General features: G+C 70.2%; 12 protein-coding genes. 6 read left to right on the top strand and 6 right to left on the bottom strand.

The window, feature by feature from the left end; all coding sequences use genetic code 11:
• Positions 1–228: 228 nt before the first annotated feature.
• Positions 229–921, top strand: coding sequence for a class I SAM-dependent methyltransferase (locus ACZ69Q_RS40135; protein ID WP_471052390.1), 693 nt, complete (start codon positions 229–231; stop codon positions 919–921).
• 17 nt (positions 922–938) lie between these two features.
• Here ACZ69Q_RS40135 and ACZ69Q_RS40130 read toward each other — a convergent pair whose 3' ends face one another.
• The 4 genes from ACZ69Q_RS40130 to ACZ69Q_RS40115 all read right to left on the bottom strand — a co-directional run bounded on the left by ACZ69Q_RS40130 (position 939) and on the right by ACZ69Q_RS40115 (position 5,753).
• Positions 939–2,009, bottom strand: coding sequence for a hypothetical protein (locus ACZ69Q_RS40130; protein ID WP_471052467.1), 1,071 nt, complete (start codon positions 2,007–2,009; stop codon positions 939–941).
• A gap of 144 nt (positions 2,010–2,153) precedes the next feature.
• On the bottom strand, positions 2,154–3,092 hold the full coding sequence (locus ACZ69Q_RS40125) for an N-acetylneuraminate synthase family protein (RefSeq protein WP_393516802.1): 939 nt from the start codon (positions 3,090–3,092) through the stop codon (positions 2,154–2,156).
• A 13-nt stretch (positions 3,093–3,105) separates the two neighbouring features.
• The gene (locus ACZ69Q_RS40120; RefSeq protein ID WP_471052386.1) at positions 3,106–4,359 is read right to left on the bottom strand and encodes a cytidylyltransferase domain-containing protein; all 1,254 of its coding nucleotides are present in this window, start codon (positions 4,357–4,359) and stop codon (positions 3,106–3,108) included.
• An 80-nt stretch (positions 4,360–4,439) separates the two neighbouring features.
• Entirely contained in the window at positions 4,440–5,753 is a 1,314-nt protein-coding gene (locus ACZ69Q_RS40115; protein WP_471052383.1) for a DUF6716 putative glycosyltransferase, read from the bottom strand.
• A gap of 198 nt (positions 5,754–5,951) precedes the next feature.
• Between ACZ69Q_RS40115 and ACZ69Q_RS40110 the strand changes: the two genes are divergently transcribed.
• From ACZ69Q_RS40110 to ACZ69Q_RS40100, 3 genes are all read left to right on the top strand, one after another.
• A complete protein-coding gene (locus ACZ69Q_RS40110) occupies positions 5,952–6,932 on the top strand; it encodes a glycosyltransferase family 2 protein (protein WP_471052464.1) in 981 nt (326 codons plus the stop codon).
• Positions 6,932–8,290 (top strand): polysialyltransferase family glycosyltransferase, encoded by a 1,359-nt coding sequence (locus ACZ69Q_RS40105; protein WP_471052380.1) that lies wholly within the window; start codon positions 6,932–6,934, stop codon positions 8,288–8,290. The genes ACZ69Q_RS40110 and ACZ69Q_RS40105 overlap by 1 nt, the downstream gene beginning before the upstream one ends.
• A gap of 171 nt (positions 8,291–8,461) precedes the next feature.
• Positions 8,462–9,613: an acyltransferase family protein gene (locus ACZ69Q_RS40100; protein ID WP_471052377.1), complete on the top strand. Its 1,152-nt coding sequence runs from the start codon at positions 8,462–8,464 to the stop codon at positions 9,611–9,613.
• Between the two features lie 150 nt (positions 9,614–9,763).
• On the opposite strand, the gene ACZ69Q_RS40095 is transcribed toward ACZ69Q_RS40100, so the two are convergent.
• Positions 9,764–11,107: an alpha-2,8-polysialyltransferase family protein gene (locus ACZ69Q_RS40095; protein WP_471052375.1), complete on the bottom strand. Its 1,344-nt coding sequence runs from the start codon at positions 11,105–11,107 to the stop codon at positions 9,764–9,766.
• Entirely contained in the window at positions 11,104–12,090 is a 987-nt protein-coding gene (locus ACZ69Q_RS40090) for a glycosyltransferase family 2 protein (RefSeq protein WP_471052372.1), read from the bottom strand. Before ACZ69Q_RS40090 ends, ACZ69Q_RS40095 begins: the two co-directional genes overlap by 4 nt.
• A 224-nt stretch (positions 12,091–12,314) precedes the next feature.
• Here ACZ69Q_RS40090 and ACZ69Q_RS40085 point away from each other — a divergent pair, with 224 nt between their 5' ends.
• Positions 12,315–13,349: a helix-turn-helix domain-containing protein gene (locus tag ACZ69Q_RS40085; RefSeq protein WP_471052370.1), complete on the top strand. Its 1,035-nt coding sequence runs from the start codon at positions 12,315–12,317 to the stop codon at positions 13,347–13,349.
• 118 nt (positions 13,350–13,467) lie between these two features.
• Positions 13,468–14,256, top strand: a complete 789-nt coding sequence (locus tag ACZ69Q_RS40080; protein WP_471052368.1) for a helix-turn-helix domain-containing protein — start codon at positions 13,468–13,470, stop codon at positions 14,254–14,256.
• Positions 14,257–14,314: the final 58 nt, after the last annotated feature.

Below are 14,314 nucleotides of genomic sequence, written 5' to 3'. Positions count from 1 at the left end.
GGAAGAAAATCTGGCCGCCCGACGCATAGGTATTGGTTTGGGTGGGTAAACTCGCCGGTCTTTCCGTCGAGTCGATCATGGAATCGACGGAGAGTGACGATGCCGACCCTCCACACTCCACGGATACCACGCCGCGGACAGAACCGTCGGTTGTGTTCACCTGTCGGGATCGCACACCCCCGGTGAACTCCCGGACGCCCGTCCGCCCGCCGCACTAGGGTGCGCCACGTGACCGCCGAGTACCCCAAGCCTTCCGAGTACGCCGATTTCCTCGAGGCCACCCGTGCCTCGTACGACGCCATCGCCACCGCCTACACGGACCGCTTCTCCGACTGGCAGGCCGACAGCAGCCCCCTGGACCGGTCCCTCGTCTCCGCCTTCGCCGAGCTGGCCCGCGAGCACGCCCCGGCGCCCGTCGCCGACCTGGGCAGCGGACCCGGCTCGGTGACCGCCCATCTGCACGCGCTGGGCACGCCGGTCTTCGGTGTCGACCTGTCGCCCCGGATGGTGGCCCTGGCCCGCCGCGCCCACCCCGAACTCCGGTTCCACGTGGGCTCGATGACCTCACTGGACCTGCCGGACGAGACGCTGGGCGGGATCCTCGCGCTGTACTCGCTCATCCATGTCCCCGACGACCACCTGCCCGCGACGCTCGCCGAGTTCCACCGGGTCCTGCGGCCCGGCGCCCCGGTGCTGCTGGCGTTCCAGTCCGGTGACTGCGAGGACCGTCTGCACCTGAGCGAGCGCTTCGGCCAGGAGATCGCGCTCGACTACCACTGGCGTACACCGGACAGCGTTATCGCACACCTGATCGATGCGGGGCTGCGGCTGTACGCGCGCACGGTGCGGGAACCGGACGGCGAGGAGAAGCGCCCGCGCGCCTTCCTCCTCGCCGAGAAGCCTGCTGCCCCAGGACGCTGACGCGCCCCGCGCCGGCCTCAGACCGCGCTGACCGCCGAGAGGCGGTGCACGTCGCGTGCCGTCCCCGTCACGCCGGACAGGAAGCCCTGCGCCCGCGGCGAGGCGTTCTCCGTCAGCCACGCGGGGTCGATGTCGCAGACCGCGACGCGCACGTCCGTGCCCGACAGGGCCAGCGGCAGGGTGTGCACGACGGTCGACGGGAAGCTCAGGATCGTACGGCCTATGGGGCCCCGGCGGGCGATCAGCTCCAGTGGGAGGTCCGGGCGCACGATCTCCAGGCCGGTCTCCACCGCCAGTTGGTGCAGCTTCTCCGCGCTCTCGCGGCGGTGGGCGAAGTAGCGGGTGGCGCCGTGCGCCTTGGCCAGCGAGCGGACCGCCTCCAGATAGCGGGCGCCGTCGACCACGCCGGTCTCGACGAGGGACGTGCCGACCAGGTCCGCGCCCTTGGTGATGCGGGGCGGCCCGAAGCGTGCGCGGGTCCAGGCGAAGGTGTTGGCGGTGACCGTCACGCCCTCGGGCGTCACGTCCATCGGCATCGAGGAGAAGATCTCGACCCGGCGGCGCTCGCTCGGCGTGAGGCGCTTGCGGGCCGCGGAGGAGACGGGGGCGAAGAACAGGTCGCGGGGGCCGGGGCGGCCGCCCTTGCGGTGCCAGCGCACCAGGCGCTCACCGCGGGCGAGCTGGGTGACGAACTCCATGGTCGCGGTGCCGTCGTCGACGACGACGAGGTCGCGGGCCTTGGTGATGGTGAGCAGGAGCTGGACGTACCGGGAGAACGGGTCGCCGAGAACCACCCGGTCGGCCCTGCGGAGCAGGCCCGCAAGGCCCCCGATGGTGTGGAAGGGCGCGGTCGCGCCGCCCCGCGCCTCCTCCCAGCGCACCTCGTGCCCGTCCTCGCGCGCCAGCTCGGCCATCCGGCGCAACTGGCCTCGGGTCATGGGGTCGATCGGGGAGAGGACGACGAGGGTGAGTCCCGCGCCGAGGTCGTGCTCGCGGGCGTGTGCCCACTCCAGCACGTTGAGGAGCTGTACCGGGCTCTCGACGAAGGCGAGAGTGTGGGGGCCGGTGTTCCCGGCTCGGGGGCTCATCGACGTACGACCTACCCGTCGTAAGGCGCTCATGCGGCGCTCGTATTCAGCTCGTGTGGACGGAGCACTGAGGGGCGCCGAGTCCGAGCGCCCGCGAACGGGGCACTCGGACTCGGTGCACTACTGGAACTCGGTGCGTTCGGGTCAGACCTGAACCGGCTCGCCCGCGGCCGCGGCGATCTCGGCCTCGGCGACCACACCGGCGACGCGGCGCAGCTTCTTCATCGGGCCGAGCTCGGAGTCGTAGACCTTCTTGACGCCGTCGCCGAGGGACTCCTCGATGGTGCGGATGTCGCGGACGAGGCGGGTCAGGCCCTGCGGCTCGACGGAGGCGGCCTGGTCCGAACCCCACATGGCGCGGTCCAGGGTGATGTGACGCTCGACGAAGGTCGCCCCGAGCGCGACCGCGGCGAGGGTGGTCTGCAGGCCCGTCTCGTGGCCGGAGTAGCCGATCGGGACGTTCGGGAACTCCTTCTCCAGCGTGTTGATCGCGCGGAGGTTCAGCTCCTCGGCCTTCGCCGGGTAGGTGGAGGTGGCGTGGCACATGAGGATGTTGTCCGAGCCGAGGACCTCGACCGCGTGGCGGATCTGCTTCGGCGTCGACATGCCGGTGGAGAGGATGACGGCGCGGCCGGTGGCACGCAGGGCGCGCAGCAGCTCGTCGTCGGTCAGGGAGGCGGAGGCGACCTTGTGGGCCGGGACGTCGAACTTCTCCAGGAAGGCGACGGCCTCGGTGTCCCACGGGGAGGCGAACCAGTCGATGCCGCGCTTCTTGCAGTGCTCGTCGATCTGGCGGTACTCGTCCTCACCGAACTCCACGCGGTGGCGGTAGTCGATGTAGGTCATCCGGCCCCAGGGGGTGTCGCGCTCGATGTCCCACTGGTCGCGCGGGGTGCAGATCTCCGGGGTGCGCTTCTGGAACTTGACGGCGTCACAGCCGGCCTCGGCGGCCACGTCGATGAGCTTGAAGGCGTTCTCCAGCTCACCGTTGTGGTTGATGCCGATCTCGCCGCAGATGTAGACGGGCTTGCCGGGGCCGACCTCGCGGGAACCGAAGTTGCGGATGCGGGAGTTGGTGCTCATGGGGGAAGGTTCCTTACTTGGTGAGGGAATCGAGAGAGGGGCCGAGGATCCAGCTGGCGATCTCTCGGATTGCGCCGTCACCGCCGGGTGTGGCCGTGACCGCGCGTGCGGCGCCGCGCACGACGTCGTGGGCGCTCGCGACCGCCACGGGCCAGCCCACGAGGGCGAAGCACGGGAGGTCGTTGACGTCGTTGCCGACGTAGAGCACGCGCTCAGGCGCGATGCCCTGCTCCTCGCACCACTGCTTGAGGGCGAGGTCCTTCCGGTCGATGCCGTGCAGCACGGGAATCTGCAGCTTCCGTGCGCGGGCGGCGACGACCGGGTTCTGCTCCGTGGACAGGATCAGCATCTTCAGGCCGCTCTTGCGCAGGGCGGCGATGCCGAGGCCGTCTCCGCGGTGCACGGAGACGAACTCCTTTCCATCGGCATCGATCAGCACCCTGTCGTCTGTCTGGGTGCCGTCGAAGTCCAGTACGACCGCGTCGATGTCGTCGACGGTCGGGAGGGCGCCGGGACGGTCCGCGTCGAACAGCGGCGCCAGCGCGCGGGCGCGGGCCAGGTCGTGCGGATCGTCGATCTCCAGCACCCGGGCGGGGTCGGTGCGCACGAGTTCGGTGCGGCCGAAGAAGCGGTGCTTGTGCTCGCGGAAACCGCCGGCGTTCATCGCGTAGGCGGCGCCGGTCTCCAGGAAGTCCTGGGGGCGGTCCTGGCGGCGGGGGCGGAAGGACTTGTCGTGGTTGACGCCGAAGCCGCCGCCGGCCGCCGCGCGTTCGGTCTCCGCGGGCTCGTCGTCGCCGTGGCGCCACACGAAGCCGTGGAAGGGCGCGACGGTCAGGGAGGTGTCGGCGCCGTTGGCGACGATCGCCTTGACCACGGCGTCGATGTCCTCGCGGACGATGAACGGGCTGGTGCACTGCACGAGGAGCACGACGTCCACGGGGGCGCCGTGCAGCGTCTCGTGCGCGTCCATGGCGTGCAGCACGGCCGCCTCGGAGGTGGCGGTGTCGCCGGCGATGGCGGCGGGGCGCAGCACGACCTCGGCGCCGGCCTGCCGGGCGGCGGCCGCGATGCCCTGGTCGTCGGTGGAGACGACGACGTCCGTCACCAGCCGGCTGGCCCGGCACTCGCGCACGGCGCGGGCCACCAGCGGTACGCCGCCGACGGGCATCAGGTTCTTCGCGGGCACGCCCTTGGAGCCGCCACGCGCGGGGATCACGGCGAGCACACGGCGTACTGAAGCGCCTTGGCCTGCTTCCGAGTTGGACATGGGCATTACTCCTTGGGCTCCTGGCAGAGGCTTCGGGGCACGTCCCGGCGCCCCGGTCCCCGGATCGGTCGTCGGGTCGCTCACAGCTCCCCCATCCGCCGGATGACGGGGGCCACGCGCTGCACGCCGTGCCGGTAGGCGCCGCGTGCCGCCCGGCGCACTATCTGGCGGACCGGGCCGGGCTCCTTGTCGTGGGCGGGGGCGCCGGGCAGCGGGCTGCCGTCCGGGCCGAGGTGGTGGCGGGCGAGGATGCCGGGCAGATAGCCGGGCGCGGTGGCCGGCGTGTAGTACGGCGTGAGGGCGGGCAGTCCGCCGGGCCGCCCGAGCAGCTTGGCGATGCGCTCGCGGGCCGGGTCGAAGGCGGTGGCGTACGAGCCGTCGGCGCAGACGCCCTGCCGGGACACCCACTCCTCGTCGGGCGTCGGACGGTGTCCCTCGTCGAGCTGGTCCCAGGAGGCGAGGCAGCCCGAGCCCACGAAGTGGTGGTTGCCGAGCATCTCGCGCACGCCGAGGTCGGTGAGGACGACGGTGGGGATACGGCGGTGCAGCGACTCCAGGGCCGCGGTGGAGCTGATGGTGACCATCAGGTCGGTGCGGTCCAGGACTTCGCCCATGTTGCCGTACACCAGTTTGAAGTTGGCCGGCGGCTCCAGCCGCTGGACCAGCTTCTGGTACGGCAGTTCCTCGATGTGCGTGGTGTGCTCGCCCGGCTTGGAGCGCAGCTTGAGGAGCACCTCGCGCTCGGGGTGCTTGCGGGCGTGCTGGATCAGCCGGTTCAGCAGGTACGTACGGTCCCTGCGGCTGTCCGGCACGGACGGCTGGGCCGCGAAGACGACCGTGTACGGGTCGTGCTCGCCGGCGTAGGGCTCCCCGCCGAGGAACGGCAGGGCGACCTCGGTCACCGAGGAGGCGTCGGCACCGACTCCCTCGTACACCGCACGGAAGCGCTCGGCGTCCTGGCGGGAGTTGGCGAGGACGAGGTCCGCGCCGTGCCGCAGCAGCAGGCCGTCGGCGAGCTTCTCGTAGACGACGCCGACGTAGCCGGTGACGACGACGGGTCGGTCGGAGCGGCCCTCCCACACCCGCTTCAGGCCGTGCAGCATGGCCTGCACGCCGCCGCCCACCAGGGCGAGCACCAGGACGTCGTACTGCTCCTTCGCCATGGTGCGCAGGAACTCGACGGCGGTGACCTCGCTGAGGGAGTCGGCGTGCACGCCGACTTCCTGGAGTTGGCGGGCGGTGGGGGTGGCCCGGCCACGCAGGAGGTAGCCGTCCAGACGGATGTCCGAATCCTCCGGAGCGATACGGTTCGCGGTGAGCGCGCCCCATTTCCACCGGGTGTCGGAATCCGCCAGTACGGCCACTCGTCGGGTCTTCATCGCACTTGCTGGCACGTCGATGACGCTAGGAAGCGATTTCAAGGTTCACCCCAACCAGAATGCAACAAACGGTTAACAGCACATCGACTAACGACGAAGCGAGGCTAGAAGTCGTTGAAAAAAAGCCTGGTTCACTGCATCGCCACGTGTCGTTCACCTGACATCAAGCTGCGAGTAAAGACGGATGCCGGACCGACCCCTAACGTCCCTCACGTGGTCAAGCTCTCCGTCATCGTGCCGTTCTACAACGTGCAGCAATACGCGCCAGACACCCTCAAGAGCCTGCGTGCGAACACACGTGAGGACTTCGAGTTCATCCTCGTCGACGACTGCTCGACGGACGGGACACCGGACATCCTCGCGCGCGCGGAGCGCGAGCTGCCGGGTGCCGTGCTCGTCAGACACGAGCAGAACGGAGGGCTGGCCACCGCACGGAACACCGGAATCGAAAAGGCGCGCGGCGAGTTCCTGACGTTCCTGGACGGCGACGACTGGCTCGCCCCCGGTTACTTCCCGCAGCTCCTGTCCGCCATCCAGGAGTTGGGGTGCGACTTCGTGCGCACCGACCATGTGCAGTCCACCGGGCGGGCGCGCAGCATCCACCGGGTGCCGCACGGCCGGCGCTGGACGGTGATGAACCCGCGCGAGGCGATCCTGCCCGCCGACCGCTCGACGTCCGTGGACTACGCGTACGCGTGGGCGGGCATCTACCACCGCCGTCTGGTCGACCGCGGGATCCTGCAGTTCACCCACGGGCTGCGCACCGCCGAGGACCGGCCGTGGATCTGGAAACTGCACCGGGAGGCGGAATCCTTCGCCGCGGTCGGACTGCTCGGTGTCTACTACCGGCGCGGAGTGGCGTCGTCACTCACTCAGATCGGTGACGTTCGGCAGCTCGATTTCATTCGCGCGTTCGACCAGGTAATCGAGGAAACGGCGCGTGACCCGGAGGCAGATAAGCTGCTTCCGAAAGCCGTGCGCACCTATTGCGCGATCATGGCTCATCATCTCGGACAAATCGAGAGGTTCGAACCCGCCGTGGCTCGAAAACTGCGCTCGATGAGCGCCGCCGCCCTGAAAAGAATGCCGCAGGACGTGCTCGCGGAGGTAATGGACTCGATGGACGCGCAGCGCGCGGCCCGGCTGCGGCGGGTGCGCCGCAGGGCGGTCGGGGCCCGAACGGTGGCCGCCTGATGCCTCGCACCACCCAGATCTTCTGCGCCTCGACCCTGTACGGCGCCGCGACGCTCGCCGCCGCCCTGGACGCCGGGCTCTTCGAACCGGCCGACCGCCGGCTGCTGCTGGTCACCAACAACGCGGTCAACCCGGAGATCACCCCGTCCGTCGACGCGATGCCGGGCTTCGCCGAGCTGCGCGGCCGCTTCGACGAGGTGCTCTCCTGGAACGAGACCATCTCCCCGTTCCACCCGAGCGGTTGGTCCCCCCGCGCCGACGACATCCCCATGTGGGAGCGGTACGTACGGCTGCTGTGGAACCTCGGCGACGACGAGATCCAGCTCGCCGTCGAGTCCGTCCAGGTCAATCCGGCGCTCGCGCTGTGCCAACTGTTCACCGGCGCTCCCGTCGATGTCTACGCGGACGGCCTCATAAGCTATGGCCCCACGCGCGACAAGATCGATCCGCTGGTCGGCACGCGTGTCGGCCGGCTGCTGCACCTCGATCTCGTCCCGGGCCTCACCCCGCTGCTGCTCACCGAGTTCGGTGTCCCGTCCGAACTGGTGCCCTCCGAGGTGTTCCTGAAGGTGCTCGGCGAGCTCACCGAGGCGGAGGCCGCTCTGCCCTCGCCGTCCGGGGGCGACCGGCCGGCACTGCTGCTCGGCCAGTACCTCTCCGCGCTCGGAATCCTCACCGACGCCGAGGAGGAGGACCTGCACCTGAGGATGGTGCGCGGTGCCGTCGGCCTCGGGCACCGCAACCTGGTGTTCAAGCCGCACCCCGTCGCGCCGGCCCGCTGGTCGAAGCTGCTTGAGGACGAGGCGAGGAAGCTGGGCGCCGAACTCACCCTGCTGGACCGTCCCGTGCTCGCCGAGGTCGCCTTCCAGCGGCTGCGGCCCGCGCTCGTCGTCGGCTGCTTCTCCACCGCGCTGTTCACCGCCGCCGGCCTGTACGGCCTCCCGGTCGCGCGGGTCGGCACCGATGCGGTGCTGGCCCGGCTCACGCCGTACCAGAACAGCAACCGGGTGCCGCTGACCATCGTCGACGCGCTGCTGCCGGACATCGCGGACGGCGCCGCGGTGAACGGCTGGACGATGCCCTCGCGCGAACGGGTGGACGAACTGGCCGCGCTGCTGGGGGCCGTCGGCTTCGCGATGCAGCCGAAGATCTATCCGGGGCTGCGGGGCGCGGCCGAGGCCTATCTCTCCAGGCATCTGAACCCGCACACCTGGCGCTACTTCAAGCGCAAGCGCCTGACCGCGCTGGCCCTGCCCGGGGCCGTGCCGGCCCAGCTCTCCTTCATCCCGCGCAACGCCACCGTGCGCAAGCTGGCCCGCCGGGCCCGTGCGCTGAAGCAGGTGGCCGGCCGAAGGTAACCAAACAGGGGTGGTCGTTCATCCGGGTGACATCTTTGCGCTCCCTGAGCGTCAGCCGTCACTCACCTTTCACCCGTCCGAGGGACATAGCGTTCGGTCGTCGTATGAAATGGCACCGTCCATCACGTACGACTGAACGCACCTCGAGACTCCCAGGAGAAGGGCCCCAGGATGAGCGCGGCTGACCAGGCCACGGCACCGCCGGTGCCGGCGGCACCCCGGCTGAACCAGGTCCTCGCCGAGCGGCCTCCCGTCCGGCCCAAGCGCGAGAACCGGCTGCGCGCCCTGGACGGTCTGCGGCTGATGGCCGCGCTGATGGTGTGCATGTACCACTTCACCGGCAAGAACGGCGAGGTCGCCAACTCCTGGCACCAGTCCCCCGGGGCGATGTTCCCGACGCTGTCGCAGTTGTCCACCTACGGCAGCCTGGGTGTGCAGTTCTTCTTCGTCATCAGCGGGTTCGTGATCTGCATGAGTAGCTGGGGCCGCAGCCTCGGCGACTTCTTCCGCTCCCGCATCTCCCGCCTGTACCCGGCGTACTGGGTGGCCATCGTCATGGTCACCGGCGCCGCGGTGCTGCTGCCGGTCGTCGTCCACCCGGTCCGGCCCGACGAGTTCCTGGTCAACCTCACGATGATGCAGCAGCCGCTGGGCGTGCCGCGGGTCCTGGGCGTGTGCTGGACGCTGTGGGTGGAGCTGAAGTTCTACGTGCTCTTCGCGCTGTTCGTGATCTGGAAGGGCGTCACCTACAAGCGGGTCGTCACCTTCTGCATCCTGTGGACGCTGGCCGGCGCCTTCGCCCGGGTCGCCGACAACCCGCTCACCGACGAGTTGGTCATGCGCGACCACGCCCCGTTCTTCATCGGCGGCCTCGCGCTGTACCTGATCCACCGCTTCGGCAGCGACCTGCTGCTGTGGGGGATCGTCGGCATGTCCTTCCTGCTGGGCCAGCGCTACTCGGTCATGGCGCTGTGGCACCCGGGCGCGCAGGGCGAGTTCCACCGCAATCCGCTGGTCATCCAGGCCATCGTCTTCTGCGCCTTCGCCGCCGTCGCGGTGGTGGCGCTGGGCTGGACGAGCTGGGCCAACTGGAGCTGGCTGACGGTGGCGGGGGCGCTGACGTACCCCTTCTATCTGATCCACGAGCACCTGGGCTGGTTCTTCATCCGGGTGCTGCACCGGGGGCTTGGGCTCGGGTCCTACGAGACGCTGGCGCTGTCCGTGCTGAGCCTGCTGACGCTGGCCTATCTGATGCACCGGTTCGTGGAGAAGCCGTTCGGGCCTCGGCTGAAGCGGGCGCTGCCGGCGGTGCGGCTGCGGTAGGGCCGTGGGTCGGGCGCGGCTGGGTGGGGGCTGGTCGCGCAGTTCCCCGCGCCCCCGGTGGGGGCGCTGCGCGCCTCCCACCACCAATACACGCGTTCGGCGCCTCTCCCCTTTCGGGGAGAGGCGCCGAACGGCTTTCGGGACCTTTCGCTACTTCCGCGTCGTCTGCCGTAGCTGTCGTACCGCCTTGCGGACCGCCGGGTGTCTGCGCAGGGCCTCCGCGCGGACCGGGCTGCCGCCGGGCAGGCGCAGGCTGGTGAGGCGGCGGCGCTTGAAGTAGTGCTGGTAACGCGCCAGGTTGGCGCCGAGCCAGGCCGCGACCTCGTCGCGCACGGCGTGGTGCTTGCGGGACTGCATGCAGTAGCCGACGCTGCGCACCAGCGGGGCCAGCTCCTCGGCCATGCCGGCGAGTTCGAGCGAGGCACCGATCTCGGCGTTCTCGGCATCGGGCAGGGCCGCGTCGATGATGGTCAGCGGGATGCGGTTGCTGTTCTCGTACGGGGTGATGCGTTCGAGGAGCATGTCCGTGCCGACGCGGGCGACCGGGATGCCGTAGAAGGCGGCGGCGGTCATCAGCGCGGTCGAGAAGCAGCCGATGACGAGCTTGGGCTTGAGGAAGGCGAAGACGGTCTCGGCGAGGACGGGCTCGTTGAGCACGGTGAGGTTGACGCCGAGTTCCTTCGCTACCGCTTCCAGCGACTCGTTGAAGACGGCCGGCGCGCTCGGGTGCGGCTTGAACAGCACGTCCCGGTGACCGGCCCGGGCGGCGGCGCGCAGGAAGCGGATGTGGAGCTGCTCCTCCTCGTCCTGGCTGATCAGCTCGATGGCCGAGAGGTACTGGCCGAGGAGGACGGCGGTGGGCGGGTTGTCGGCCGGGAGGCGCTCGGCGAGGATGCCGGCGCCGGACTCGCCGATCTGCGCGAGGACGTCGACGATGGCCTCGTTCGGGACGGCCTCGGGCTCGACGCCGTACTCGGACAGCAGCATGGGCGTCAGGCCGGGCACCAGGTCCAGGTGCAGGACCCGCTTGATGCGGCTGCTCATGCCGTGCGGGATGCGGTTGCGGGTGGGGCCGTAGCTCATCAGGCCGTCCGCGTACACATGGATGGGGCTGTCCGCGAAGATGTCCGCGACCGCGCGGGAGGGGTTGGCCTGGATCGACTCACAGGCGATCTCGACGGGTTCGTCGCCCAGGTTCCAGGCGAGGCGTACGGCCTTCTCCCACAGCAGGGTGTCCTGGCCCCGGGGCGACCAGCCGGCCGGATGGTGCGGGGAGATGAACTCGTTCCAGGAGCGCACCTCGTCGAACTCGGGGCGCAGTTTCTCGAAGCCGGCCATCCGGTCCAGCGGGGTGCCGACCTCGGGGATGGCGGCGGTGTTGCTGACGACGAGGATGCGGCGGACGTCCTCGCGCGGGCCGAACTGGCCGGCCCGTATGGCGGCGGTGACGGTCGCGGCCGCGTACTGAGTGGCCGAGAAGAAGATCTGGATCATGCCGCCACTCCCTTCATGCCACCCCGTATCCGGCGCAGCATGTACACGCGCTCCTCGCCCATCCCGACGAGGGCTTCCTCCAGCTCGTCCTCCGTCATCCTGCCCAGCGCCTCGGCGGCCATCTGCTTCAGCCTGGCGGCGATGCTGCGTTCGAATCGGCCGCGGCTGAGCAGTTGGTGGGCGATGACGACGCAGTAGTTGCGCAGCGCCTTCTTGCGCAGCCTGCCCACCTCGGGGTCGTCGGCGAGTTCGGCGAGGACCAGGTCGAAGGAGCGGAAGAAGTCCAACTGGCGCACATCGCCGATCTGGGTCAGCGAACTGGCCACGCCCCGGCGGTAGAAGACACCGCGCAGGCTGGCGACGGCGTAGGAGTCGGCCCTGCGGTGCAGGTCCCAGATCCAGGGGCGGTCCTCGGCGGTCTTCAGTCCGTCGTGGAAGCGCAGCATGCCCTTGTCGAGGAGGCGGCGGTGGTAGACGCCGGCCCAGGCGTAGGGGTAGTCGACCATGGTGGTGTCGTCGACCGGGAGGATCGAGGTGCGCGGGTCGAGCGGGGTGTGCCGGCGTCCCTCGGGGGCGCGGTGCACGGTGCGTTCGATGCCCGTGACCTGGACGTGGTCGGTGCGTACGAAATCGACGTCGAGCCGCTCGATGGCGTCCGTGAGATCCGCGAGATAGCCCGGGGCGAGCCAGTCGTCGCCGTCGAGGAAGGTGAGGTAGCGGCCTTCCGCGGCGTCGATGCCGGTGTTGCGCGCGGTGGCCAGTCCGCCGTTCTGCTCGTGCTGTATCACCCGGCTGTTCTTCAGTCTCTTCGTCAGCGTCAGCAGCGCTTCGTACGTCTTGTCCTTGGTGGACCGGTCCTCGACGAAGATGAACTCGAAGTCGTCCCGTTCGTTGTTGACCAGGCTGGTCACGGTCTCGGGCACATATGACTCGATGTTGTAGCAGGGGACGATCACGGACAGTGTCGGGGGGCGGTTGGTCACGCGTACACCTGGGCTCTCTCCGGGGCGGATCCCTGCGACCGTAGGAGACGTTCGACGCCGGACATTGTCCCCCCGGCGGCCATCAGGTGAACGAAAAGTAACGGCCCGCCCTCCTTTTTCGAGAATCAACCACCCGACGCCGCACATACGTCCCCACACATACGATCGTCGATCGGTTGTTCGACGAACATGGGTGACCGATAACGGGATCCGGGGGGATTTTCGTGATCAGGACGGTGTTCCACAGCGAGGACCTACCGGCGGCCGAACGACTGGCCCGCTTCGACGACTTCCTGCGCCGCAGCGACCATCCGATGGCGGTGACGAGCAGCGCACCCGAACTCTTCCGCGCGACGGCCCGGGCCCTGGAACTCGGCCCGGTGAACGTCGCCGAGCTGACCCTCTCCCCCTCCGTCGTCCGGCGCACGGCACGGCTGATCCGCCAGGCCGACCCCGAGCTGTGCTGCCTGGTCTTCGCCCGCCGGGGGACGCTCAAGGTGGCGCAGGCCGGCCGGGAGGCGGCGCTGAGCGGAGCGGACTTCGCGCTCTACGACAGTTCGCGGCCGCTGCGGGTGCGGATCACCGGCCGGGGGACGGCGACGCTGGTGCGGGCCCATGTGCCCCGCGCCCTGCTGCCGCCGAGAGCGAGACGGGCGGACGGGCTGCTCGGCAGACCGTTGCCCGGGCGGGCGGGGGTGGGGGCGCTGCTCACCCAGTTCCTGGACGACGTGATGGCGGGGACGGGCGGGACGCCGTCGGGCGGGACCGCCGCACCGGGTCCGGCCGCCGAACCGTACGCACTCCGGGAGCCCGCCTCCCACCCGTCCGGTGATGCGGCACGGCTGGGCGCGGTGGCCGTCGATCTGGTGGCCGCCACCCTCGCCCATCACCTCGACGACGAGGCCCCGGCGCCGCACCAGCAGGGTCCGGGCGTCCTCCTGCTGCGCATCGACGCGTTCATCGAGGAGCACCTGCCCGAGCCGGACCTCTCGCCACGGGCCGTCGCCGCCGCACACCACATCTCCGTCAGCTATCTGCACCGCCTCTTCCGCACGCGGGAGACCACGGTCACGGAGCTGATCCGCCGTCGGCGGCTGGAGCGGGCCCGCCGCGACCTCGGCGACGAGAAGCTGCGGGACCTGCCGGTGCACCGGGTCGCCGCCCGCTGGGGGTTCCGGGACCACGCCTCCTTCACGCGCGCGTTCCGTGCCGCGTACGGCATCCCGCCCAGGGAGCACCGGCGGCAGAGTTCCGGCTGACGCCACCTTCCGTTCATCTCCGGCCCTCGGTTCGCCCCATACCTTCCCCTGGGGGCAGCAATAGCTGCCTAATTACGCATCTTCACCTGCGCTCAGGAGGGGACACTGTGGGGGATTCATGGGGGGATTGACCGCCCTGTCCGGGCCTCGACCGATCGAGCTCGGCGCGGTGTCGGTGTGGTCGACGCGAACCCGGCCGCTGATCGTCCGGCACCGGCCGACCGCATCGCACTCCGGCCGTGACTACCACCTGCTGCTCCTTCGGGAGGGGGAGGCGATGGTCGTTCCGGCCGGCCGTGCGACGGCCCTGCGCGTGGGTGATGTCTGTGTGCGGCTCCCCGAGGCGCTGTTACCCCTGCCCCGGGGCCGGACCGAGGCGCTCCTGGGCCGCCGCTTCCCATGCCGGGACGGCGTGGGGGTCCTGTTGACCCGGTTCGTCGCACGGCTCACCCGGGACACCGACACCATCCAGCCCCATGACGGACCGCGTCTGGGAACGGTCCTGTGTGACCTGGTCGCGGCACTGTTCACCCGCGCACTGGAGGCCGGCCCCGCCCCGGCGCCGGACACGCGTCGGCGGGACCTGGCGGCACGCGTCGTGGTCTTCGTCCAACGGCATCTGTCCGACCCGGAGTTGACGCCCACGGCCGTCGCCGCGGCGCACGGCATCTCGCTGAGCTATCTGCACCGGCTCTTCCAGGACCGGAACGAGACCGTCGCGGCCTTCATCCGCCGCCAGCGTCTGGAACGCGCACGCTTCGACCTCGCGGACCCCGCGCAGGGCGACACACCGGTCCACGCCATCGCCGCCCGCTGGGGCTTTGCCCGGGCCACCGACTTCACCCGCGCCTTCCGCGCCGCGTACGGCATCCCACCGACGGACTACCGGCGGCACGCCGGCATCTGAGGTGGACGCATTGCCACATGAGTGTGCTCTGCACGCCAACGCCTCAACTGCCGCAGCC

Source organism: Streptomyces sp. NPDC036764 (genome assembly GCF_055609385.1).
The sequence above is the reverse complement of the archived record's forward strand: the minus strand, read 5'-3'. Positions and strand labels throughout refer to the sequence as shown.